Source organism: Bradyrhizobium sp. LeoB3 (assembly GCF_055456055.1).
This window is the reverse complement of the sequence record NZ_JBVBEF010000053.1, coordinates 36,696-60,645: the sequence shown is the minus strand read 5'-3', so window position 1 is coordinate 60,645 and position 23,950 is coordinate 36,696. Positions and strand designations below refer to the sequence as shown.

The 23,950-nt window shown below is 63.5% G+C and carries 15 protein-coding genes, 1 tRNA gene and 1 pseudogene; 14 read left to right on the top strand and 3 right to left on the bottom strand.

Going from position 1 to position 23,950, the window contains the following annotated elements:
- Positions 1 to 493 precede the first annotated feature (493 nt).
- The gene (locus ACZXDY_RS28340; RefSeq protein ID WP_464347755.1) at positions 494 to 1,279 is read right to left on the bottom strand and encodes an SDR family NAD(P)-dependent oxidoreductase; all 786 of its coding nucleotides are present in this window, start codon (positions 1,277 to 1,279) and stop codon (positions 494 to 496) included.
- A gap of 150 nt (positions 1,280 to 1,429) precedes the next feature.
- Here ACZXDY_RS28340 and ACZXDY_RS28335 point away from each other — a divergent pair, with 150 nt between their 5' ends.
- Together ACZXDY_RS28335 and ACZXDY_RS28330 are read left to right on the top strand one after the other, a co-directional pair.
- On the top strand, positions 1,430 to 2,137 hold the full coding sequence (locus tag ACZXDY_RS28335; protein WP_028163348.1) for a histidine phosphatase family protein: 708 nt from the start codon (positions 1,430 to 1,432) through the stop codon (positions 2,135 to 2,137).
- 74 nt (positions 2,138 to 2,211) lie between these two features.
- Entirely contained in the window at positions 2,212 to 2,979 is a 768-nt protein-coding gene (locus ACZXDY_RS28330) for an SDR family NAD(P)-dependent oxidoreductase (protein WP_028163349.1), read from the top strand.
- Positions 2,980 to 3,084: 105 nt separating this feature from the next.
- On the opposite strand, the gene ACZXDY_RS28325 is transcribed toward ACZXDY_RS28330, so the two are convergent.
- Positions 3,085 to 4,305, bottom strand: a complete 1,221-nt coding sequence (locus ACZXDY_RS28325) for a serine hydrolase domain-containing protein (RefSeq protein WP_464347754.1) — start codon at positions 4,303 to 4,305, stop codon at positions 3,085 to 3,087.
- Positions 4,306 to 4,458: 153 nt separating this feature from the next.
- On the opposite strand from ACZXDY_RS28325, the gene ACZXDY_RS28320 reads away from it, so the two are divergent.
- The 12 genes from ACZXDY_RS28320 (at position 4,459) to ACZXDY_RS28265 (ending at position 22,738) form a co-directional block, all read left to right on the top strand.
- Positions 4,459 to 4,534 (top strand) — tRNA-Trp (locus tag ACZXDY_RS28320).
- 218 nt (positions 4,535 to 4,752) lie between these two features.
- Positions 4,753 to 4,944, top strand: coding sequence for a preprotein translocase subunit SecE (secE, locus tag ACZXDY_RS28315; RefSeq protein WP_016840554.1), 192 nt, complete (start codon positions 4,753 to 4,755; stop codon positions 4,942 to 4,944).
- 20 nt (positions 4,945 to 4,964) lie between these two features.
- On the top strand, positions 4,965 to 5,495 hold the full coding sequence (gene nusG, locus ACZXDY_RS28310) for a transcription termination/antitermination protein NusG (protein ID WP_028168538.1): 531 nt from the start codon (positions 4,965 to 4,967) through the stop codon (positions 5,493 to 5,495).
- A gap of 223 nt (positions 5,496 to 5,718) precedes the next feature.
- Positions 5,719 to 6,147 (top strand): 50S ribosomal protein L11, encoded by a 429-nt coding sequence (gene rplK, locus ACZXDY_RS28305; RefSeq protein ID WP_028168539.1) that lies wholly within the window; start codon positions 5,719 to 5,721, stop codon positions 6,145 to 6,147.
- A gap of 6 nt (positions 6,148 to 6,153) precedes the next feature.
- Complete coding sequence (rplA, locus tag ACZXDY_RS28300; protein WP_028168540.1) at positions 6,154 to 6,846, top strand: 50S ribosomal protein L1; 693 nt, start codon at positions 6,154 to 6,156, stop codon at positions 6,844 to 6,846.
- A gap of 100 nt (positions 6,847 to 6,946) precedes the next feature.
- On the top strand, positions 6,947 to 7,903 hold the full coding sequence (locus ACZXDY_RS28295) for a 2-hydroxyacid dehydrogenase (RefSeq protein ID WP_464347753.1): 957 nt from the start codon (positions 6,947 to 6,949) through the stop codon (positions 7,901 to 7,903).
- Positions 7,904 to 8,440: 537 nt separating this feature from the next.
- Positions 8,441 to 8,959, top strand: a complete 519-nt coding sequence (gene rplJ / locus ACZXDY_RS28290; protein WP_464347752.1) for a 50S ribosomal protein L10 — start codon at positions 8,441 to 8,443, stop codon at positions 8,957 to 8,959.
- Between the two features lie 54 nt (positions 8,960 to 9,013).
- Positions 9,014 to 9,391 (top strand): 50S ribosomal protein L7/L12, encoded by a 378-nt coding sequence (gene rplL, locus ACZXDY_RS28285; RefSeq protein WP_027520973.1) that lies wholly within the window; start codon positions 9,014 to 9,016, stop codon positions 9,389 to 9,391.
- Between the two features lie 456 nt (positions 9,392 to 9,847).
- The gene (rpoB, locus tag ACZXDY_RS28280) at positions 9,848 to 13,966 is read left to right on the top strand and encodes a DNA-directed RNA polymerase subunit beta (protein ID WP_028168543.1); all 4,119 of its coding nucleotides are present in this window, start codon (positions 9,848 to 9,850) and stop codon (positions 13,964 to 13,966) included.
- Between the two features lie 163 nt (positions 13,967 to 14,129).
- Positions 14,130 to 18,329, top strand: a complete 4,200-nt coding sequence (gene rpoC, locus ACZXDY_RS28275) for a DNA-directed RNA polymerase subunit beta' (RefSeq protein ID WP_208829912.1) — start codon at positions 14,130 to 14,132, stop codon at positions 18,327 to 18,329.
- Positions 18,330 to 18,508: 179 nt separating this feature from the next.
- Positions 18,509 to 20,563: an FAD-dependent oxidoreductase gene (locus ACZXDY_RS28270; RefSeq protein ID WP_464347751.1), complete on the top strand. Its 2,055-nt coding sequence runs from the start codon at positions 18,509 to 18,511 to the stop codon at positions 20,561 to 20,563.
- Positions 20,564 to 20,704: 141 nt separating this feature from the next.
- On the top strand, positions 20,705 to 22,738 hold the full coding sequence (locus ACZXDY_RS28265) for an ABC transporter ATP-binding protein (protein WP_464347750.1): 2,034 nt from the start codon (positions 20,705 to 20,707) through the stop codon (positions 22,736 to 22,738).
- On the opposite strand, the pseudogene ACZXDY_RS28260 reads toward ACZXDY_RS28265, so the two are convergent.
- A pseudogene (locus ACZXDY_RS28260) lies at positions 22,660 to 23,921 on the bottom strand (FAD-dependent oxidoreductase). The gene ACZXDY_RS28265 and the pseudogene ACZXDY_RS28260 overlap by 79 nt on opposite strands.
- Positions 23,922 to 23,950: the final 29 nt, after the last annotated feature.

The following is a 23,950-nucleotide window of genomic DNA, read 5'->3' as shown; positions in this document are numbered from 1 at the left end:
GCGAGCGACGGCGGCTCCGAGGGGATGGCTTGGCCGGACCCCATGATCAATTTTGCTGAACTTGACGCACAGAACTCGGGCAATGCATGCCGCGAGAACGCGGACTCACATCCGTTACTTGAATCGGACGTAGGATGGGTAGAGCGAAGCGAAACCCATCATTCGCGCGGCTTGCTCCATCGCGATGGGTTTCGCTTCGCTCTACCCATCCTACGGGTCCGCTGTTTGAAATTTGAATCAGAACCTATCCCCATGCGCGCATGACGACTGTGGAGAGAGTGTGCGACACAACGCTTTTCCCGTGCCGATTGATGCGCCCTCTCCCCTTGTGGGAGAGGGCTACTCCGGCGCCCGCAACGAACTCACTTGGGTGAGGGGTCTCTCTCCACGCGCACCGTCGCCCGCGGAGACAACCCCTCATCCGTCGCGCATTTCATGCGCGACACCTTCTCCCACAAGGGGAGAAGGGAAGAACGCGCGTCACCCACGCAACCTAAATCGGCTTGCCCGTGTACGGCATCGACGCCGTGAGGCCGCCATCGACCGGGATCGCCTGGCCGTTGACGTACGACGCTTCATCGCTCGCAAGGAACAATCCCATCGCGGCGAGTTCGTGCGGCTGGCCGGCACGCTTCAGCGGATTGAGCTGGCCGATCTTGTCGGAGGTGCCGCGCTCCTTGGCGCGGTCGAACACCGGCTTGGTCATGCCGGTCTCGATCAGGCCGGGGCAGACCGCGTTGATGCGCACACCGGTGCCGGACAGCGAATAGGCGGTGGTCTGCACCAGGCTGATGACGCCGGCCTTGCTGGCGCCGTAGGGATGGCCGCTGGCGCCGGCCTTCAATCCCGCCACCGACGCGGTGCAGATGATCGAACCATATCCCTGCCTGGTCATATGCGGGATCGAATGCTTGATCGCGAGGAACGGTCCGATCAGGTTGATGCGCAGCACCTCGTGCCAGTGCTCGACCGTCTGGTCGGCGAGCGGCACCAGGCCGCCGCTGATGCCCGCATTGGCCCAGATCGCGTCGAGCCTGCCGTATTTCGAGAGCGCCTTGTCGATGAAGCCCTTCACGTCGGTTTCGGAGCCTGCATCCGCTGTCACTGCTTCAACAGTGCCACCGGCATCGCGGACCAGCTTTGCGGTCTCGTTCACGCCCTCGGTGCGGTCGACCGCGATCAGCTTGGCGCCTTCCTTCGTGAACAACAGAGAGGCAGCGCGCCCGATGCCGCTTCCGGCGCCGGTGATGATGACGGATTTGCCTTCGAGGCGGCCCATATGTTTCTCCCTGGTAGCTTTGCGTATCGGCGCTTGCCGCTTCGCGGAATTCAAACAAGATTTCAAACGCCCGAGTCACTTCAGACAAGTCACTTGAGACGTGATGTGCTCTGACGTACGACACATGCACACTATTCAAGGGGTCTTGTGATGTCCAATGCTGACAAGTCAAAGGTAGTCACGACGCGGTGGTGGTGGGTTCGGCATGCGCCGGTGCGCAGCGATGGCGGCAATATCTACGGCCAGAAGGACATTGAATGCGACACCAGCGATCGCGAAGTGTTCGATGCGGTCGCGAAGATCCTGCCGCGCACCGCAGTCTGGTACGCAAGCAACCTGATGCGCACGCATCAGACCGCGGAGGCGATCTGGGCTGCCGGCTTTCCGAAGCCGGTTAGCATGACGAAGGAAGCCGCCTTCGCCGAACAGCATCTCGGCCGCTGGCAGGGCATGAACCGCGCCGCGTTCCTCGCCAGCCGCCCGGTCGGCAGCCATTGGTTCGCCGACATCAACGAACCCGCGCCCGACGGCGAGAGTTTCATGGATCTCTACACCCGTGTCTGCCGTGCGATCGTGCGGATCAATGTCGCGGAAGCCGGCAAGGACGTGATCGCGGTCGGTCATGGTGGCACGATCAAGGCCGCCGTCGGTCTGGCGCTCGGCGGCCAGCCGGAGCGGGGGCTTGCCTTCGACATCGACAATTGTTCGGTGACGCGGCTCGATCATATCGCAAGCGCGGACACCAGCCTCTGGCGGTTGCCGATGGTGAACCAGCAGCCGTGGATCGCGGACGCAAAGCATGCCGCGATGCATCAGCCGGCCGGACCTGAAGTCGTGCCGGAGAACAAGCTCGCCTGACGCGCTGATATCGGCGACAGCACACGCTGCTTAGCTCAAGACCAACATCAAGACCTCATATGTGGGAGAGAAACATGAGCTTGTTCGACATGAAGGGAAAAGTCGCCGTCATCACCGGCTCGACGCGCGGCATCGGCCGCGCCATCGCCGAGCGCATGGCCGAGCATGGCGCGAAGGTGGTGATCTCCTCGCGCAAGGCCGATGTCTGCGAGGAGGTGGCGAAAGAGATCAACGGCAAGTTTGGCAAGGGTACCGCAGTCGCGGTCGCGGCGAACATCTCGAGCAAGGAGAACCTTCAGAACCTCGTCGACGAAAGCAACCGCGCCTTCGGCAAGATCGATGTGCTGGTCTGCAACGCGGCGTCGAATCCCTATTACGGTCCGCTGGCCGGTATCTCCGACGATCAGTTCCGCAAGATCCTCGAGAACAACATCGTCGCCAACAACTGGCTGATCTCGATGGTGGTGCCGCAGATGATCGAGCGCAAGGACGGCTCGATCATCATCGTCTCCTCGATCGGCGGCCTGAAGGGCTCGACCATCCTCGGCGCCTACGCGATCTCGAAGGCGGCCGACATGCAGCTCGCGCGCAACCTCGCCTGCGAATACGGCAAGCACAATATCCGCGTGAACTGCATTGCGCCCGGCCTGATCAAGACCGACTTCGCCAAGGCGCTGTGGGACAATCCGGAGAACCTGAAGGCCTCGACCGCGCGCTCGCCGCTGCAGCGCATCGGTATCCCCGACGAGATCGCCGGCTGCGCGGTGCTGATGGGATCGAAGGCCGGCGACTTCATGACCGGACAGACGGTGGTGATCGACGGCGGCGCGACGATCAGTTGAGACCCTGTTCGTCATTCCGGGGCGCGCGCCAGCGCGAACCCGGAATCCAGAAGTCGGGGCTCGAGATTCCGGGTTCAGCCCTGCGGGCTGCCCGGAATGAAGGCGTCAATCCAATGCCGCGTAGACGCCGTTCCTGACCAGCGTGCGGGTATAGTCGCGCTGGCCTGGGCCCTGTGACATGAACACGGCGAACAGCTCCTCGACCGGATCGATCCAGAAGAAGGTGCCGGCGACGCCGCTCCAGAAGAACTGCCCGACCGAGCCCGGAAATGGCGCGATGCCCTGATGCATACGCACCGCAAAGCCGAGACCGAAGCCGTGGCCGGGCGGCACCAGCGTGCCCTGGATATTCACGTGCGGACCGAGGTGGTCCGACGCCATCAGCTGCAACGTCTTGCGGCCGATGATCCTGTTGCCGTCGAGCGAGCCGCCGCTCAGCAGCATCTGCGAGAAGCGGGCATAGTCCATCGTGGTCGACACCAGCCCGCCGCCGCCGGATTCCATCGCCGGCTGCTCCAGCATGTTGAAGAGCTGCACCTTCTCGCCGCTCCAGGGATCGCTCGGGAACGCCTCGGCAAGCCGGGTTGCATTCTCTTCGACGGTGTAGAAGCCGGTCTCCGTCATCTGCAGCGGCGCCAGGATGCGCTCGGTCAGGAAGGCGCCCAGCGTCTTGCCGCTGACGACTTCGATAATGCGGCCGAGGATGTCGGTGGAGCGGCTGTAGTTGAACTCGGCGCCGGGCTGGCAGATCAGCGGCATGCTGGCGAGCAAGGTCGCGTGCTCGGCGTTGGTGATCTTGCGGCTGCGCAGCCGCGACTGCTGGTAGAGCTGCTGCACCAGGCCGTTGCCGGTGTGATCGTAAGTGAGACCGGAGGTGTGGCGGAGCAGGTCCTGGATCGTCATCGGGCGGTTGGCCGGCACCAGCTCGAGCTTGCCATTGTGCTCGACGCCGACCTTGGTCTCGGCGAATTCCGGGATGAATTTCGCGACGGGATCGCTGAGCAGGAAGTGGCCGTCCTCCAGCAGCATCATGATGCCGACCGAGACGATCGGCTTGGTCATCGAGAAGATGCGGAAGAGGGTGTCATGCGCCATCGGTGCCCCCTCGGGGGCCTGCCGGCCGATGGTGTCGAACCAGCCGATCTGGCCGCGGCGGGCCACCAGCACGGTGGCGCCGGGGATGGTTCCCTTGTCGACCTCGCGCTTGAAGGTGTCGGACATCCGCTGCAGCCGGACACTGGAGAGGCCGAGCTGCTCGGGCCTGGCGGAGGGCAGGGGTGGCGTCTGCGGGGCGGATGTCGGCCTGGTGGCGGTTTGCGCGGTCATGGTCTCTCCCGTTGCTTCTTGTTGTCGCGGCGACAGGGCGAAGTCTGGCCGAGAAGTGCAATCTTGAACAGGGCGTTTACCGCTTCACCCTTGCATTCGGGGCATGCCCTGTGCTTCAAACGGCGCGAACCGGCGGCGACGCTTCGGTTCCTTAGGAGTGTAGCTCAATTGGTAGAGCACCGGTCTCCAAAACCGGGGGTCGCAGGTTCGAGCCCTGCCACTCCTGCCAGCGTGCGCATATCTTGACCTTTCACCGCTGCCGCAGTACATACCCGCCACCTGCAGCCGGCCCGCGATTAAAAGGCGGATATCCGGCGCGGCTTTAGATCCCCCGAACAATCGAGCCTGTTAACCGGCTCATCCTTCGCGAGAGGGCTGGGCGCTCGAGGACTGTTCGGATTCCTGAAACACTTGCAATCGTCTGACGACGGACGCGGACTTTAAAGAATGGCTTTCAGCCCGTTCAAATTCCTGCAGGAAGTGCGCTCGGAGACCGCCAAGGTCACCTGGCCGACCCGCCGTGAGACGACGATCACCACGATCATGGTGTTCGTGATGGTCGCGCTGGCGTCGATCTTCTTCTTCGCCGCGGACCAGATCATCCGCTATCTTATTACCCTCATCCTGGGCATCCACTGATGAGCACGTTAACGCAATCCATGGATAAGCGCTGGTACATCGTCCACGCCTACTCGAACTTCGAGAAGAAGGTGGCGGAATCGATCCGCGAACAGGCCAAGCAGCGTGGGCTGGAGGAACTGTTCGAGCAGGTGCTGGTGCCGACCGAGAAGGTCACCGAGGTTCGCCGCGGCCGCAAGATCGACGCCGAGCGCAAGTTCTTCCCCGGCTACGTGCTGGTGAAGATGAAGCTTACCGACGAAGCTTTCCACCTGATCAAGAACACCCCGAAGGTGACCGGCTTCCTGGGCGCGGAAAACAAGCCGATGCCGATCTCGGAATCCGAGGCCATGCGGATCCTGCACCAAGTGCAGGAGGGCGTGGAACGGCCGAAGGCGTCGGTGTCGTTCGAGATCGGCGAGAATGTGCGGGTGGCCGACGGGCCGTTCGCCTCGTTCTCGGGCGTGGTGGAAGAAATCGACGAGGCGCGCTCGCGCGTGAAGGTCGCGGTCTCGATCTTCGGCCGCGCCACCCCGGTCGAACTGGAATTCGGTCAGGTCGAGAAGGTCTGATTGTGTCGTCATTGCCGGGCTTGACCCGGCAATCCATCTGCCTTTGAAGGAAGGCTTCTTGCGAAGATGGATGGATGCCCGGGTCGAGCCCGGGCACGACAAGAATGGAGGCGGAGACGCTTCCGAAAGGACGTGGGAGGACGGGCACGGTCGCCAGCCGCGCCAGGTCCGCACCACGGAACCTGAACCCGCCGGACAATGTCCGGCACAACAGGAGTGATACATGGCAAAGAAAGTGACCGGATACCTGAAGCTTCAGGTCCCGGCCGGTGCGGCGAACCCGTCGCCACCGATCGGTCCCGCGCTTGGTCAGCGCGGTCTCAACATCATGGAATTCTGCAAGGCGTTCAACGCCCAGACGCAGAAGGAAGAAAAGAACACCCCGATCCCGGTGGTCATCACCATCTATGCGGATCGTTCCTTCACCTTCGAGATGAAGACGCCGCCGATGTCTTACTTCTTGAAGCAGGCTGCCAAGATCCAGTCCGGCTCGAAGGCGCCGGGCCGCGACAAGGCCGGCCAGGTGACCAAAGCGCAGGTGCGCGAGATCGCCGAGAAGAAGATGAAGGATCTCAATTGCAGCACTGTCGAAGCGGCCATGAAGATGGTCGAGGGCTCCGCCCGTTCGATGGGCCTGGAAGTTGCGGGGTAAGGCGCCATGGCAATCGGAAAGCGTTTGAAGAAGGCCCGCGAAGGTATTGACCGCGAAAAGCTTTACCCGCTCGCGGACGCCATCAAGCTGGTCAAGGAGCGGGCCAAGTCGAAGTTCGACGAAACCATCGAGGTCGCGATCAATCTCGGCGTCGACCCGCGTCACGCCGACCAGATGGTGCGCGGCGTGGTGACCCTGCCGAACGGCACCGGCCGTACGCTCCGCGTCGGCGTGTTCGCTCGCGGCGCCAAGGCGGATGAGGCCAAGGCGGCGGGTGCCGACGTCGTCGGCGCCGAGGACCTGGTCGAGAAGGTGCAGGCCGGCAATATCGACTTCGACCGCTGCATCGCCACCCCCGACATGATGCCGCTGGTCGGCCGGCTCGGTAAGGTGCTCGGTCCGCGCGGCATGATGCCGAACCCGAAGATCGGCACCGTGACCATGGACGTCACCGGCGCCGTGAAGGGCGCCAAGGGCGGCTCGGTCGAGTTCCGCGTCGAGAAGGCCGGTATCATCCAGGCCGGCGTCGGCAAGGCCTCGTTCGCCGAGGACAAGCTGGTCGAGAACATCAAGGCGCTCGCGGACGCCGTGGTCAAGGCCAAGCCGGCCGGCGCCAAGGGCACTTACGTCCAGCGCGTGGCGGTTTCCTCCACCATGGGCCCGGGCGTGAAGGTCGAGCCGGGCACGCTGCTCGGCTAACCGCCGGCAAGGCCTACAAATATAGAGAGGGCGGGATCGGGCAGCCGGTTCCGCCCTTTAGCTTATGCGGCGTGGCGCAGCTTTCCAGGGAAGAACAACGATGCCGGATAAAGTCCTGATCTATTCGCGCTTTCCCAAAGCCCAGCTGCAGCGCTTCGGTGAGCGCTATGAGTTGTTGAACGCGGCCGGCAAGCGGCCGAACGAGGCGTTCTCGGCCGCGGAACTCGCCGACATCCGGGCGCTGATCACCGCGGGCGGCAGCGGGCGGCTCAGGGCCGACGCCATGGACATGATGCCGAAGCTGGGCGCGATCATCTGCTACGGCACCGGTTATGACGGCATCGATCTTGCTGCCGCGGCGAAGCGCAACATCGCGGTCGGCAACAGCCCCGGCGCGAATGCGGCCTCGGTGGCCGACATTGCGATGACGCTGATGCTGGCGGCGGTCCGCCGGCTGCCGGTCGCCGACAATTATGTGCGGAGCGGCGACTGGGCGGGGGCAAAACCATCGCCGATGATGCGGCCGCAGGCGGGCATGCGCGGCCGCAAGGTCGGCGTCTACGGCATGGGCGAGATCGGCCGCAAGATCGCCGCGCGCGTCGCCGCCTTCGAGACCGAGGTCGGCTATTTCAGCCGAAGCCGGCACGACGTGCCGTATCAGTATTTTCCGAGCCTCGAGGCGCTGGCCGACTGGTGCAGCGTCCTAATGGTCGCGGTGCGAGCCGGGGCGGACAACAATCACGCCGTCAATGCCGACATCCTGCGTCGGCTCGGCAGCGACGGTCTGGTCGTCAACATCTCGCGCGGCTCCGTGATCGACGAGGCCGCGCTGGTTGCGGCACTGTCGGACCAGATCATCGCCGGCGCCGGCCTCGACGTCTACGCGATCGAGCCGCATGCGCCGGACGCGCTCACCGCGCTACCGAACATCGTGCTGACCCCACATATCGGCGGCCACACCCTGGAATCGCATGTGGCGATGCAGGACTGCGTGCTGGCCAATCTCGAGGCATTTTTCGCCGGCAAACCGCTGCCTTATCAGGTTCAGCTCGCCTGATCTATCCGCGGCCCGAATTTTGCTCTTGGCAAGTGAGGGCGGAGCCGCTAAGAGACTGTTTCCGGGCGTGCTGGCGGTTGCTGGCGTGCCTGTGCTCGCATTCCGAAAACTTGGCTCAATAGGAGAGTTTTCCTTCCAGGCGTCCACTTGGATTGCTCGAAAGGAAGCGAACCCGTCGGCCCGGTTGGGATGAGGGCAGGGGCTTTGGCTTGAGCCTTAGCCTTGATCCTGTCCGAGACTGCAGGCGCCCGCGACAAACTTCGGTTTTTCAACGGCTTAATCGTATGGCCTGCATAGACGGGTGAAAACTGGATTTTGCTTCGCGCAGAGCCTTAAGCGGGCCTTGCGGAAGCTGGTTTGGTTCGAACCTCGACAGCCCGCGGTCGAAAGGCCGACGGGAGGGCAGGCTTCTAAGAATGTCGTCCTGCCCGGCGTGTCCCTCGGATTTCGGTCCCGAGGCATAAGGTTTGGGTGGGACGATGGGTGCAACCCGGCGGTCCCGCGCAAGCGAAGGCCGCCAACCGGAGAGAGCTTGCTGTGGAACGAGCGGCAAAGAAAGAGGCGGTCGAACAGCTCAACGAGGTCTTCAAGACCACGAGCGTTGCGATCGTTGCTCACTATTCCGGCCTCACCGTCGCCCAGATGCAGACTCTGCGCAAGCAGATGAAGCAGGCGGGCGCGTCGGTGAAGGTCTCGAAGAACCGTCTCGCCAAAATTGCTCTTGAAGGCACTGACGTCGCTGCCATCGGCTCCCTCCTGAAGGGACCGACCGTGATCGCTACCTCCAACGATCCGGTTGCGGCGCCAAAGGTTGCCATCGATTTCGCCAAGGCGAACGAGAAGTTCGTCATCCTCGGCGGCTCGATGGGTAAAACCGTCCTGAATGTCGATGGCGTCAAGGCGCTTGCCTCGCTGCCGTCGCTGGACGAACTGCGCGGCAAGATCGTCGGCCTCATCGTGGCCCCGGCGACCAAGCTCGCTCAGCTCTCCAATGCGCCCGCGGCCAAGCTCGCGCGCGTCATTCAGGCTTATGCCTCAAAGGGCGAAGCGGCCTGACCCTTCGCAAAACTCAAACCCTGGTTCGAACCAAACGTTTAAGGAAACAGATCAATGGCTGACTTGCAGAAAATCGTCGACGACCTCTCGAGCCTCACCGTGCTCGAAGCGGCCGAACTCGCAAAGCTCCTGGAAGAGAAGTGGGGCGTGTCCGCCGCTGCCGCCGTTGCGGTGGCCGGTCCCGCTGCTGGTGGCGCTGCCGCGGCTCCGGCTGAAGAGAAGACCGAGTTCACGGTCGTGCTCGCTGCCTCCGGTGACAAGAAGATCGAGGTCATCAAGGAAGTCCGCGCCATCACCGGCCTGGGCCTGAAGGAAGCCAAGGACCTCGTCGAAGGCGCTCCGAAGCCGGTCAAGGAAGGCGTCAACAAGGAAGAAGCCGACAAGATCAAGGCCCAGCTGGAGAAGGCTGGCGCGAAGGTCGAGCTCAAGTAACTCGAGGGTTACTGAGCGAAAATCCCGGGCGGCCGCGCGCAATCCGGGACAAGCCATGCAAAAGATGTGCGACGGGTTGTCGCGTTATGCGTGGTACACAAAAAAGTGTGGGGATTCGTGGGTTTAACCCTCGAATCTCCATGATCGCCGTCCCATATCGGGGTGGCAGCGGAAAACACGGTTGGCGGCGGGGGCGGCAGGGCTCCCACGGGAACCGTTGGGAGACAGGCAGATTTCGGGCTTTTTCAGTCCGTGAAGCGACGAGTTTTGACGGGCGGGTGCGTCAAGCGCCCCGCGCGTTCTTTTGCGTTTTGAAGGTCACAAGAACGAATTGAGGATTTGGTTCCTGAGTTTGGCCCTTGTTCCTTCGAGACGAATCGAAATTCAACCCGGGTGCGGTGGCAGTCGTGCTCCGGAAGGTACGCCCCAAAAGGGCGGCGAAAATGAGAGGCCCCGATGGCGCAGCAGACATTCACCGGTCGCAAACGCGTACGCAAGTTCTTTGGTCACATCAAGGAAGTCGCGGAGATGCCGAACCTCATTGAGGTTCAGAAGGCGTCCTATGATCAGTTTCTGATGGTCGATGAGCCCCAGGGCGGGCGGCCGGACGAAGGCCTGCAGGCCGTGTTCCGTTCGGTGTTCCCGATCTCGGACTTCTCCGGCACCTCGATGCTGGAGTTCGTGCGCTACGAGTTCGAGCCGCCGAAATATGACGTCGACGAGTGCCGCCAGCGCGGCATGACCTTCGCTGCGCCGCTCAAGGTGACGCTGCGCCTCATCGTGTTCGATATCGATGAGGAGACCGGTGCCAAGTCGGTCAAGGACATCAAGGAGCAGGACGTCTACATGGGCGACATCCCGCTCATGACCATGAACGGCACCTTCGTCGTTAACGGCACCGAGCGCGTCATCGTCTCCCAGATGCACCGTTCGCCGGGCGTGTTCTTCGACCACGACAAGGGCAAGACCCACTCCTCGGGCAAGCTCCTGTTCGCGGCGCGCGTGATCCCCTATCGCGGCTCCTGGCTCGACATCGAGTTCGACGCCAAGGACATCGTGTTCGCGCGCATCGATCGCCGCCGCAAGATTCCCGTGACCTCGCTGATGTACGCGCTCGGTCTCGACGGGGAGCAGATCCTTTCCACCTTCTACAAGAAAATCAGCTACAAGCGTACCAAGGAAGGTTGGCGCGTGCCGTTCGACGCCAACCGTTTCCGCGGCTATTCCACGGTCAACGACCTGATCGACGCCGACACCGGCAAGGTCGTGCTCGAGGCCGGCAAGAAGCTCACCGTTCGCCAAGCCCGCCTGCTGCAGGAGAAGGGCCTGAAGGCGTTGCGTCTGTCGGATGAGGAGCTGGTCGGCAATTACCTCGCCGAGGACCTCGTCAATCCGAAGACCGGCGAGATCTACGCCGAAGCCGGCGAGGAGATCACCGAGAAGCTCCTGAAGTCGCTCAACGAGCAGGGCTACAAGGACCTGCCGCTGCTCGACATCGACCACGTCAACGTCGGCGCCTATATCCGCAACACCCTGTCGGCTGACAAGAACATGACGCGCGAGGACGCGCTGTTCGACATCTACCGCGTAATGCGTCCGGGCGAGCCGCCGACGCTGGATTCGGCGCAGGCCATGTTCCAGTCGCTGTTCTTCGACTCCGAGCGCTACGACCTCTCCGCGGTCGGCCGCGTCAAGATGAACATGCGCCTCGAGCTCGATGCGCCCGACACCCATCGGACGCTGCGCAAGGAAGACATCCTTGCCGTCATCAAGACGCTCGTCGACCTGCGCGACGGCAAGGGCGAGATCGACGACATCGACCATCTCGGCAACCGTCGTGTGCGCTCGGTCGGCGAACTCATGGAGAACCAGTACCGCATCGGCCTGCTCCGCATGGAGCGCGCGATCAAGGAGCGCATGTCGAGCGTCGATATCGACACCGTCATGCCGCAGGACCTGATCAACGCGAAACCGGCGGCGGCCGCGGTGCGCGAATTCTTCGGCTCCTCGCAGCTCTCGCAGTTCATGGACCAGACCAACCCGCTCTCGGAGATCACCCACAAGCGGCGCCTGTCGGCGCTTGGCCCGGGCGGTCTGACCCGCGAGCGCGCCGGCTTCGAGGTGCGCGACGTGCACCCGACGCATTACGGTCGTATCTGCCCGATCGAGACGCCGGAAGGTCCGAACATCGGCCTGATCAACTCGCTCGCGACGTTTGCGCGCGTCAACAAGTACGGCTTCGTCGAGACGCCCTACCGGAAGATCAAGGAGGGTCGCGTCACCGACGAGGTGGTGTACCTGTCGGCGATGGAGGAGGGGCGCTACCGCGTCGCGCAAGCCAACGTGCCGCTGGATCCGAAGGGCCGCTTCACCGAGGACCTCGTGGTCTGCCGTCACGCCGGCGAAGTGTTGCCGGTGACCCCTGACAAGGTCGACTACATGGACGTGTCGCCGAAGCAGCTCGTTTCGGTGGCCGCCGCGCTGATTCCGTTCCTCGAGAACGACGACGCCAACCGCGCGCTGATGGGCTCGAACATGCAGCGCCAGGCGGTGCCGCTGGTTCGCGCCGAGGCGCCGTTCGTCGGCACCGGCATGGAAGGCGTGGTTGCCCGCGACTCCGGCGCCGCGATCGCGGCCCGCCGCTCGGGCGTGATCGACCAGATCGACGCCACCCGCGTCGTCATCCGCGCTACGGAGGATCTCGATCCGACCAAGTCGGGCGTCGATATCTACCGTCTGATGAAGTACCAGCGCTCCAACCAGTCGACCTGCATCAATCAGCGTCCGCTGGTGAAGGTGGGGGATATCGTCAAAAAGGGCGACATCATCGCTGACGGTCCGTCGACCGATCTCGGCGAGCTCGCGCTCGGCCGCAACGTGCTGGTCGCGTTCATGCCGTGGAACGGCTACAATTTCGAAGACTCGATCCTGCTCTCCGAGCGGATCGTGAAGGATGACGTCTTCACCTCGATCCACATCGAGGAGTTCGAGGTGATGGCCCGCGACACCAAGCTGGGTCCTGAGGAAATCACGCGCGACATTCCGAACGTGTCGGAAGAGGCGCTGAAGAACCTCGACGAAGCCGGCATCGTCTATATCGGTGCGGAAGTGCGCGCCGGCGACATCCTGGTCGGAAAGATCACGCCGAAGGGCGAAAGCCCGATGACGCCGGAAGAAAAGCTGCTCCGCGCCATCTTTGGCGAAAAGGCCTCGGACGTCCGCGACACCTCGCTCCGCGTGCCTCCGGGCGTGCAGGGCACGATCGTGGAAGTGCGCGTGTTCAACCGCCACGGCGTCGACAAGGACGAGCGTGCGCTGGCGATCGAGCGGGAGGAGATCGAGCGCCTCGCCAAGGACCGCGATGACGAGCAGGCGATCCTCGACCGCAACGTCTACAACCGTCTCGCCGAGCTGCTGGAGAACCGCCAGGGCATCTCCGGTCCGAAGGGCTTCAAGAAGGACACCAAGATCACCCGCGCGGTGCTCGATGAGTATCCGAAGTCGCAGTGGTGGCTGTTCGCCTCGCCTAACGACAAGCTGATGGCCGAGATCGAGGCGATGCGGAAGCAGTACGACGAGTCGAAGAAGGGGCTCGAGCAGCGCTTCCTCGACAAGGTCGAAAAGCTGCAGCGCGGCGACGAACTGCCGCCCGGCGTGATGAAGATGGTCAAGGTCTTCGTCGCGGTGAAGCGCAAGATCCAGCCCGGCGACAAGATGGCCGGCCGCCACGGCAACAAGGGCGTGGTGTCCAAGATCGTTCCGATCGAGGACATGCCGTTCCTTGAGGACGGTACGCATGCGGACATCGTGCTGAACCCGCTCGGCGTGCCCTCGCGCATGAACGTCGGCCAGATCCTCGAGACGCATCTCGGTTGGGCCTGCGCCGGCCTCGGCAGGCGCATCGGCCAGACCATCGACGCCTATTATCAGAAGCAGGATCTCAAGCCGCTGCGCGAGACCCTGAAGAGGATCTATGGCGACGATGAAACCATCCGCTCGCTGAACGACAACGAGTTGATCGAGCTCGGCCGCAATCTGAGTCACGGCGTGCCGATCGCGACTCCGGTGTTCGACGGCGCCAAGGAGGCCGACATCGAGGAGATGCTGAAGCTTGCCGGCTTCGACGCCTCCGGCCAGTCGACCGTCTATGACGGCCGCACCGGCGATCCCTTCGATCGCAAGGTGACGGTGGGCTACATCTACATGCTGAAGCTGCACCATCTGGTGGACGACAAGATCCACGCCCGCTCGATCGGCCCGTACTCGCTGGTCACCCAGCAGCCGCTGGGCGGCAAGGCGCAGTTCGGTGGCCAGCGCTTCGGCGAAATGGAGGTGTGGGCGCTGGAAGCCTATGGCGCGGCCTATACGCTGCAGGAGATGCTGACCGTGAAGTCGGACGACGTCGCCGGCCGTACCAAGGTGTACGAGGCGATCGTGCGCGGCGACGACACGTTCGAGGCTGGTATCCCCGAGTCGTTCAACGTGCTGGTCAAGGAAATGCGCTCGCTCGGCCTCAACGTCGACCTGCACAATTCCAAGATGGGACCGGCGCCGACATCGGAAGCCGCTGAGTAATTTCGTGAAGGCGGCCGTGACGCCGCCTTCGCCGCCGTCATCGTCCGCGCACGCGGACGATCCAGTAACCCGCGGCAGCGGTGATTACTGGATGCCCCGCCTTCGCGGGGCATGACAGAAAAGGAATGCATGGGCCGACGAAAGTCGGCAGACGGAGAAGGCCATGAATCAAGAGATTATGAATCTTTTCAATCCGACGACGCCGGCCCAGGTCTTCGACCAGATCCGGATTTCGATCGCGTCCCCGGAGAAGATTCTGTCCTGGTCCTACGGCGAGATCAAAAAGCCGGAGACCATCAACTACCGCACCTTCAAGCCGGAGCGGGACGGACTGTTCTGCGCCCGCATCTTCGGGCCGATCAAGGACTACGAGTGCTTGTGCGGCAAGTACAAGCGGATGAAGTACAAGGGCATCATCTGCGAAAAGTGCTCGGTCGAAGTCACGCTGTCGCGCGTCCGGCGCGAGCGCATGGGCCATATCGAGCTCGCGGCGCCCGTTGCCCACATCTGGTTCCTGAAGTCGCTGCCGTCGCGCATCGGCCTTCTGCTCGACATGACGCTGAAGGACCTCGAGCGCATCCTGTACTTCGAGTACTACGTCGTGCTCGAGCCGGGCCTGACCGCGCTCAAGGACCGTCAGCTCCTGTCGGAAGACGAGTACCTGAAGGCGCAGGACGAATACGGCCAGGACAGCTTCACCGCCATGATCGGCGCCGAGGCGATCCGTGAATTGCTGAAGGGCCTCGAGCTGGAGAAGCTCGAGCTCTCGCTGCGTGCCGAGATGCAGGAGACCGACTCCGACATCAAGCACAAGAAGCTCGCCAAGCGGCTTAAGATCGTCGAGGCCTTCCGCGTCTCCGGCAACAAGCCGGAATGGATGATCATGACGGTCATTCCGGTGATTCCGCCGGATCTGCGCCCGCTGGTGCCGCTCGATGGCGGCCGCTTCGCGACGTCTGACCTCAACGATCTCTACCGCCGCGTCATCAACCGCAACAACCGCTTGAAGCGGCTGATGGAGCTGCGCGCGCCCGATATCATCATCCGCAACGAGAAGCGCATGCTGCAGGAGGCCGTCGACGCGCTGTTCGACAACGGCCGCCGCGGTCGCGTCATCACCGGCGCCAACAAGCGCCCGCTGAAGTCGCTCGCCGACATGCTCAAGGGCAAGCAGGGCCGCTTCCGCCAGAACCTGCTCGGCAAGCGCGTCGACTATTCCGGCCGTTCGGTGATCGTGGTCGGTCCCGAGCTGCGCCTGCATCAGTGCGGCCTGCCGAAGAAGATGGCGCTCGAGCTGTTCAAGCCGTTCATCTATTCGCGGCTTGACGCCAAGGGCCTGTCGACGACCGTGAAGCAGGCGAAGAAGCTGGTCGAGAAGGAGCGGCCCGAGGTCTGGGATATCCTGGACGAGGTGATCCGCGAACATCCGGTGCTGCTCAACCGCGCGCCGACGCTGCATCGTCTGGGCATCCAGGCGTTCGAGCCGGTGCTGATCGAAGGCAAGGCGATCCAGCTTCACCCGCTGGTCTGCGCCGCGTTCAACGCCGACTTCGACGGCGACCAGATGGCCGTGCACGTTCCGCTGTCGCTCGAAGCGCAGCTCGAAGCGCGCGTCCTGATGATGTCGACCAACAACATCCTGCACCCCGCCAACGGCCAGCCGATCATCGTGCCGTCGCAGGACATCGTGCTCGGCCTCTACTACGTCTCGATCATGCGCGAAGGCCTGCCCGGCGAGGGCAAGGTGTTCGGCGACATGGCCGAGCTCGAGCACGCCCTGCACTCGAAGGTCATCCACCTCCACACCAAGATCAAGTACCGGTGGGAGAGCATCGACGAGGAAGGCAAGAAGAGCAAACGCTGGATCGAAACCACCGCGGGCCGCGTCATGCTCGGCAACCTGCTGCCGAAGCACCAGAGGATCTCGTACGACATCATCAACAAGCTGATGACCAAGCGCGAGATCTCCGGCGTGATCGATCAGGTCTACCGGCACTGCGGTCAGAAGGAGACGGTGATCTTCTGCGACCGCATCATGGCGCTCGGCTTCTACAACGCCTTCAAGGCCGGCATCTCGTTCGGCAAGGACGACATGGTCGTGCCGGCGTCGAAGTGGAAGATCGTCGACCAGACCCGTACGCTGGCGAAGGATTTCGAGCAGCAGTACAATGACGGCCTGATCACCCATGGCGAGAAGTACAACAAGGTCGTCGACGCCTGGTCGAAGGCCGGCGAAGAAGTCGCCAAGGCGATGATGAAGGAGATCTCCTCGACCAAGAAGACGGCCAGCGGGGCGGATGCCGACATCAACTCGATCTACATGATGGCGCACTCCGGTGCGCGTGGTTCGCCGGCGCAGATGCGCCAGCTCGCCGGCATGCGCGGCCTGATGGCGAAGCCGTCGGGCGAGATCATCGAGACGCCGATCATTTCCAACTTCAAGGAAGGCCTCTCGGTGCTCGAGTACTTCAACTCGACCCACGGCGCCCGCAAGGGCCTCGCGGACACCGCGTTGAAGACCGCGAACTCCGGTTACCTGACCCGCCGCCTGGTCGACGTGGCGCAGGACTGCATCATCACGTCCAGCGACTGCGGCACCCATCTCGGCATCAAGATGCGCGCCATCATCGATGCCGGCACGGTGGTCGCCTCGCTCGGCTCGCGCATCCTGGGCCGCGTGGCCTGCGATGACGTGCGCGACCCCGCGACCAACGACGTCCTGATCGCGCGCGGAACGCTGATGGAGGAGTCCCATGTGGACGCCATCCAGAAGGCCGGCATCCAGGAGGTGAAGATCCGTTCGGCGCTGACCTGCGAGCTCATCAACGGCATCTGCGCCAAGTGCTACGGACGCGATCTCGCCCGCGGTACCCCGGTCAACCACGGCGAGGCGGTCGGCGTGATCGCCGCGCAGTCGATCGGCGAGCCGGGCACGCAGTTGACGATGCGCACGTTCCACATCGGCGGCGCGGCGCAGATCAACGAGCAGTCGTTCGTGGAGTCGAACTTCGACGGCAAGATCGTGATCAGGAACAAGGCAATCGCCCGCAACAGCGAAGGCCACCTGGTCGCGATGGTCCGCAACATGGTGGTTGCGATCGTCGATGCCGACGGCACCGAGCGTGCGACCCATCGCATCCAGTACGGCTCGCGCATGCATGTCGACGAGGGCGATATGGTCAAGCGCGGCCAGCGCATCGCCGAGTGGGATCCTTACACCCGTCCGGTGCTGACCGAAGTCGAGGGTACGATCGGGTTCGAGGACCTGGTCGAGGGCCAGTCGATCTCGGAGACGCTGGACGAATCCACCGGTATCGCCAAGCGCGTCGTCATCGACTGGCGATCGACGCGTGGCGGCGCGGATCTGCGCCCGGCCATCGTGGTCAAGGGCAAGGACGGCAAGGTGATGAAGCTCGCGCGTGGCGGCGATGCCCGCTACATGCTGTCGGTCGACGCGATTTTGTCGGTCGACGTCGGTGCGCAGGTGAAGCCCGGCGATATCCTGGCGCGTATCTCGACCGAGAGCGCCAAGACCCGCGACATCACCGGCGGTCTGCCGCGCGTTGCCGAACTGTTCGAGGCGCGCAAGCCGAAGGATGCGGCGATCATCGCGGAAGTGGCGGGCACCATCCGCTTCGGCCGCGACTACAAGAACAAGCGCCGCATCTCGATCGAGCCGACCGACAAGACCGAGGAGCCGCGCGAGTACCTGATCCCGAAGGGCAAGCACATCCACCTGCAGGACGGCGACATCGTCGAAAAGGGCGACTTCATCGTCGAAGGCAATCCGGCACCGCACGACATCCTGGCGATCAAGGGCATCGAGGAACTCGCTGCCTATCTGGTCAACGAAATCCAGGAGGTCTACCGGCTGCAGGGCGTGCTCATCAACGACAAGCACATCGAGGTGATTGTCCGTCAGATGCTGCAGAAGGTGGAAGTCACCGATCAGGGCGACACCGACATGATCTCGGGTGAGCAGGTCGACAAGATCGAGTTCGACGCGCTCAACACCAAGGCCAAGGAAGAGGGCAAGAAGCCCGCGACCGGAACGCCGGTGCTGCTCGGCATCACGAAGGCGAGCCTGCAGACCCGCTCGTTCTTCTCGGCGGCCTCCTTCCAGGAGACCACTCGCGTGCTCACCGAAGCCGCCGTCAACGGCAAGGTGGACCCGCTGGAAGGCCTCAAGGAGAACGTCATTGTCGGCCGGCTGATCCCGGCAGGCACGGGCGCCTCGATGGCGCGGATCCGCGAAGTCGCCATGAAGCGCGACAAGCTGATCCTCGACGAGCGCGAGAAGCAGGCGGCGATCGTGCCGTCCGCGCCCGAAGCGGAGCCGCTGGCGCTGCCGCCGGCGGAGTAACACCCCGCAAAACTACGGTACTCACGAAAAGGCCGGCTTTTTGCCGGCCTTTTTGCTGCTCTCCTCTTGTGCTGCGCTGCAGGAATGCGCTTTGTTCATCTTTCCTTCAGACAGAAAAGCGCTTCTGCTAAGAGCGGCTACGGCCGGGTGCTTCGCCCGCCCGGAAGAACGGAATCCCCATGCTTGATCTCGCAATCGTTGGTGGCGGCCCCGGCGGGCTGATGAGCGCCTGGTACCTGAAGAGGAAGCTCGGCGACCTCTGCCGCGTCACCATTTACGAGGCGTCGGACCGGCTCGGCGGCAAGATCGTCACGCGCAAGTTCGATACTGCACCCGCGACCTACGAGGCCGGCGTCGCCGAGATCTACGACTATTCGATGACCGGCCCGGATCCGCTGCGCGAACTGATCCAGCATTTCGGCCTGCAGACCATCCCGATGGATGCCGAGCAGGTCCAGCTCGACGGCGAGCTCTTGAACGACGTGCCGGGCATGCGCCGCAAATATGGCGCGACGACCGCCGAGGCGATCGAAGCGTTCCGTAAGCGCTGCACCGAGATGATCTCGCCGGTCGAATACTACGAAGGCGTCGGCGCGCACGACAACGAGCACCCTTGGGCCCACAAGACCTGCGAGCAACTCCTCGACGAGGAGGTCGAGGATCCGACCGCCAAGCGCTTCTTCAAGGTGATGGCCCGCTCCGACATCGCGACCGAGAGCCACAACACCAACGGGCTCAATGCGCTGAAGAATTTCGTGATGGATATCGACGGCTATATCGGCCTGTACTCGATCCAGAACGGCAATGAGCAACTCATCGAATGCCTGCGCTCGGAAGTCGATGCCGACATCCAGCTCAATCACCGGGTGCTGAAAGTCGGCAAGGCCGGCAACGGCCGCTACCGCCTCAACATGATGAACGGGAAGGGGCCGGAGACGCGCGACTTCGACCTCGTGCTGGTCTGCCTGCCGCATTCCTGGCTCGCCACGCTCGGCTGGGACGGCGAGGAGTTGCGCCAGTCGATGGTCAAGCACATCGCCTATTTCGACCGCCCGGCGCACTACCTGCGCGTCTCGATCCTGTTCGACGAGCCGTTCTGGGGCGAGAAGATCCCGGGCTCCTGGTTCATGTCGGAAGCGTTTGGCGGCTGCTGCGTCTACAACGAAGGCTCGCGCCATGATGTCGGCCGGCACGGTGTCCTGAACTGGCTGATCGCGGGCTCGGACGCGCTGGCCTTTGCCAATCTGACCGACCAGGAACTGATCGATGCTGCGTTGAAGTCGCTGCCGGCTTCCCTTGGCAACGCGCGCGAGCATTTCCTCGAGGGCAAGATCCACCGCTGGCTGAGCTCGGTGAACGCGCTGCCCGGCGGCCTGCCGGCGCGCGACGTCATGACCAACCATCGTCCCGAGCCGAAGGAGCATCCCGGCATCGTCGTGGTCGGCGATTATCTGTTCGATTCCACGCTGAACGGCCTGCTCGATTCGTCCGATGCCGCGACCGACATCATCCTGACCGAGATGATCCGGCTGCGCCATGCCCGCGCCCAGGCCGAGCGGCCGCTGTCGGACAAGATCGACCGCGATTATTTCGAGAATTATCGCGGGCAGGGCCCATACAGCGAGGCGTGGCGCCACTTCACCGATCCCGCGCTGCTGATGGAGATGATCCAGATCGTCTGGGGCGAGGCGAAGGGCTACAAGCTCCTGGTGGCGGGCTCGGCGAGCGGCGAACTGGTCGGTGCGCTGCGCGAGCGCGGGGTTGACGCCTGGGGCGTCGAGAACAACCGCTTCATCCACGGCAAGACGCCGAAGGAGCTGACGAAGTACAACAAGCTCGGCTCGGTCGTCGACCTGCCGTTCGAGGACAACGAATTCGACTTCGTGTTCGAGACCAGCCTCTGCCATCTCGGCGGAAAGCAGGTGGTGCGCGCGGCGCGCGAATTGCATCGCGTGGTCAAGACCGGCCTCGTGTTCGGCTCGGTGACCTCGGACCTCGCGCCCGGCCTGATCGACCGCTACGATCTGTTGCGTGGCGTCAAGAAGCTCGCCACCTGGTGGGAGTGGTCGGAACTATTCTTCGGCAACGGTTTTGATCTCGCCGCCCACCGTCGCGACTGCACCGAGGCGCTGTGGACCGCGGCGCGCGCCGCCAACAAGGGGCCCGGCCACTGGTACGGCGACGCCGACGCGTTGCGCTATTCGTTCTTCGATAAGGTCGAGGACGAGGATTGACCTGAGGATTGACCGGTGCACCCGGCCGGTTCAATTGCTTTGCCCAATCCTTGCTGATCGCATAGAATCGTTGGCATAGCGCGTATCGCGCTGTCGCGCTCGATTTGCGGTCATGCCGGCCGTGCAGTATCGGTTGGGTTCATGGCATCGAAGCCCCCATCATCTGACGGTCACAATCCGGTTGCGACGGATGAACTCGAGCTGAAAAAGAAGCTCGGGGCGAATGCCGATTCCGCTGCGTCCAGGCCCGGCGGGAAGCCTTCGTCGACATCACCGCTTCCCGACGATGATGACGAAGCCGACGACGAGAACGAAATCGAGCTCGATGACGATGATGAGGACGAGGACCTCGTCGTCTTCACCGCCAAGGAAGCCGCCGGCGCGCTCGCCACGATCTACGGCTTCGTCAAGCCGTATCTGGCCAACTACAAGCGGATGCTGGTCTTCGTCAGCTTCGGCCTCGTGGTCGAGACGTTGTTCAACGTCATCATGCCGCTCAGCCTGAAGTTCCTGATCGACGATGCGCTCGGCGAGGAGGATTTCCAGGCACTCTACAAGATCCTCGGCGTACTCGCCGCCGCCGGGATCATCACCTCCATCATCGCGGTCTGGTACGAGCGCTGGGACGCGCGGCTGGCCGCCTGCATCGTTTCCGACGTGCGGACCAGACTGTTCGACCACGTCCAGAACCTGCCGTCGTCCTATTTCGCCCGCACCAAGCGCGGCGAGATCCTGTCGCGCTTCTCGATCGACCTTTCGGCCTTCGAGGGCTCGGTCAAGAGCTTCGCCAACAGCGCCGCCTTGCCGTTCCTTGAGCTGATCGCCGGCATCATCCTGATGCTGTTCCTGAGCTGGCAGCTTGCCGTGGTCGCCCTACTCGTGTTTCCGATCACCCTGATCGGGCCGCGGATCCTGACCCCGAAAGCGGTGCAGGCCAATTACGAGCAGAAGCTGAACGAGGCCGCGCTGCTCGGCACCGTGCAGGAGAATGTCGCGGCCCAGGCCGTGGTGAAGGCGTTCAACCTGCAGCGCCGCGCGCTCGGCTGGTTCACGATGCGCAACAACGACGTGCGGCTGAAGGCAGCTTCCGCCATGTTCCTGTCGACCATGGTGGAGCGCACCGTCACCATCGCGGTGCTGCTGTTGCACCTCGTGGTGCTCGCGATCGGCGCCTATCTCGCCACCAAGGGCCAGATCACCATCGGCACCTTCGTCACCTTCGAAAGCGCATTCTGGGAGGTGTCCTACAACATCGCGCACCTGATGCACTTCATCCCGGTATCGATCCAGTCGGCGGCGGCGGTGCAGCATATGCAGGAACTCCTGGACGAGCGCACGCGCGGCGCCGACCGGCCGGGCGCGCCGGACCTGCCGCGCATCACCAATGACATCACCTTTGAGCGCGTGACGTTCCAGTACGAGGGCAGTCAGGAGCCGGTGCTGGATAATTTCAGCCTCAAGCTCAAGGTTGGTCAGCGTATCGCGATCGTCGGCCCCTCCGGCTCCGGCAAGAGCACGCTGCTCAATCTGATCCTGCGGCTTTACGTGCCGGACGAGGGCCGGGTCACTATCGACGGCGTCGATATCCGCAAGGTGACGCGCGAATCGCTGCGGCGAAGCATGGCGGTCGTGTTCCAGGAGAACATGCTGTTCAACATGTCGATCCGGGAGAACATCCGCCTCGGCAAGGAAGGGGCAAGCGATGAGGAAGTCGTGGACGCCGCGCGCAAGGCCGAGATCCATCGCTTCATCATGAGCCTGCCGCAGAAATACGACACCGTGGTCGGCGAGCGCGGCGACACGCTCTCAGGCGGCCAGCGCCAGCGCATCGCGATCGCGCGCGCCATTATCCGCAATCCGTCCGTGCTGCTGCTCGACGAAGCGACCTCGGCCCTCGACCAGACCACGGAGGCCGCGATCAACAGCACGCTGTTCAGGGTAGCCGCCGGCCGCACCATGATCTGGTCGACGCACCGGCTGACGTCGGTGGTCGACATGGACGAGATCATCGTGATCTCCGGCGGCAAGGCGATCGAGCGCGGCACCCATGCCGAGCTGCTCGCCGCAAACGGCGTCTACCGCAAGCTCTGGGACGATCAGGGCCACGTCGCACACGATGCCGCTGCGCAGGCCGACGACGATGAAGACGATGATGAGGACGACGACGAGGAGTGATCCCTCAGCTTGATGTCGCGATCCGGCCTTGCCGGCCGGGGCGAAACGCGCCGGCGGTGGAGTAGCGGACGCCCTGCGCGAAGCGGACCACGAAGCGGCCCCAGCGTCCGGCGCGCCAGGTCAGGCCATGGTCGATCGACAGCGAGCGAAGGTGGTAGGCCTTGGCAAGCGATCGTGCCTCGCAGGCCTGCTTGACCGGATCGTCGTAGAACGCCTGGATCTTCGGCACGTCCATGCCGTCGCTCGAAAGCCACGCCGGGATGTGGACGTTGCACAGCCGCTCGACGTCGGTGAAGACCTTGTCGCTACCGGTGCCGGCGGCGGGGCAGGAGGTCGAGAACGCGTCGCCGACCAGCACGATACCGGGCTGCAGATATCCTTCGGTGACGTAGAGGTCGGCGGGCCTGATCCTGATCGGCCCGGAGACCATGAAGCCGCCGGTCATGCGGGCAAGCCCCGGCATCGTGGCGAGCATGGTGGCTTCCGGCGCCTGCCTGAACTGCTGCAGCCACGGGTCGGTCATGTCGCGGTAGACCATGAGATTGGCGCGCATCGTCCCGCCGATCGGGAACAATGTAAGATAGGCCATGCGCGCGCTCGGCCGGCCCGGCCAATAGGTCAGTGCCGGAAAATCGAACGCCGCGCGGCCGAGCGGCATGACATCGAAGCCAAGCGTGATTGAATGGCAGGCGCTGATGATGCGGCGCTGCATGCCGAGCGTGTGGCGCAGGCCGGTGTTCAGGCCGTTGGCGAGCACGATGAGCCGTGCCGAGATCTCCTCATTGTTCGACAGCACGATCTTCTGCCGGTCGGCGCCGTTTGAAACAGCGTAGGCCTTGGCATGGACGATCTCGACATCGCCTGGAATCTGCGCGCGCATGGTGTTGACCAACGTGTCATAGAGGATGCCGTGCTGATCGCTGGGCTTCTTGGCGACGACGTAGCCGAACCGCGCCTCCCACACCTGGCCGTCCAACGTCGTGGCGCGCAGCGTCTCTTCGGCAAGGCCGGTCCTGCGCAACAGCTCGAGTTGATCTCCGCCGAGCTTCTCGCAGCGCAGCTCAGGCGGATAGCTCAGATGCGGGTCGATCAGGCACGCCGAGATGCCCGCGCGTCCGAGCATCGCCGCGGCGGTCGAACCGGCGAGCCCGCCGCCGATGATGGCAACATCCGTGTAGCGCATGCGTCTTGCCTCTGATCGCAAGGCTCCAT

What these genes read in the sequence shown, in the direction of transcription:
- rpoB (WP_028168543.1), top strand. Translation starts at nt 9,848, where the DNA reads ATGGCGCAGCAGACATTCACCGGTCGCAAACGCGTACGCAAGTTCTTT.
- ACZXDY_RS28295 (WP_464347753.1), top strand. Translation starts at nt 6,947, where the DNA reads ATGCCGGATAAAGTCCTGATCTATTCGCGCTTTCCCAAAGCCCAGCTG.
- rplA (WP_028168540.1), top strand. Translation starts at nt 6,154, where the DNA reads ATGGCAATCGGAAAGCGTTTGAAGAAGGCCCGCGAAGGTATTGACCGC.
- rplK (WP_028168539.1), top strand. Translation starts at nt 5,719, where the DNA reads ATGGCAAAGAAAGTGACCGGATACCTGAAGCTTCAGGTCCCGGCCGGT.
- ACZXDY_RS28265 (WP_464347750.1), top strand. Translation starts at nt 20,705, where the DNA reads ATGGCATCGAAGCCCCCATCATCTGACGGTCACAATCCGGTTGCGACG.
- ACZXDY_RS28340 (WP_464347755.1), bottom strand. Translation starts at nt 1,279, where the DNA reads ATGGGCCGCCTCGAAGGCAAATCCGTCATCATCACCGGCGCCGGAAGC.
- rpoC (WP_208829912.1), top strand. Translation starts at nt 14,130, where the DNA reads ATGAATCAAGAGATTATGAATCTTTTCAATCCGACGACGCCGGCCCAG.
- nusG (WP_028168538.1), top strand. Translation starts at nt 4,965, where the DNA reads ATGGATAAGCGCTGGTACATCGTCCACGCCTACTCGAACTTCGAGAAG.
- ACZXDY_RS28270 (WP_464347751.1), top strand. Translation starts at nt 18,509, where the DNA reads ATGCTTGATCTCGCAATCGTTGGTGGCGGCCCCGGCGGGCTGATGAGC.
- ACZXDY_RS28325 (WP_464347754.1), bottom strand. Translation starts at nt 4,305, where the DNA reads ATGACCGCGCAAACCGCCACCAGGCCGACATCCGCCCCGCAGACGCCA.
- ACZXDY_RS28335 (WP_028163348.1), top strand. Translation starts at nt 1,430, where the DNA reads ATGTCCAATGCTGACAAGTCAAAGGTAGTCACGACGCGGTGGTGGTGG.
- ACZXDY_RS28330 (WP_028163349.1), top strand. Translation starts at nt 2,212, where the DNA reads ATGAGCTTGTTCGACATGAAGGGAAAAGTCGCCGTCATCACCGGCTCG.
- secE (WP_016840554.1), top strand. Translation starts at nt 4,753, where the DNA reads ATGGCTTTCAGCCCGTTCAAATTCCTGCAGGAAGTGCGCTCGGAGACC.
- rplL (WP_027520973.1), top strand. Translation starts at nt 9,014, where the DNA reads ATGGCTGACTTGCAGAAAATCGTCGACGACCTCTCGAGCCTCACCGTG.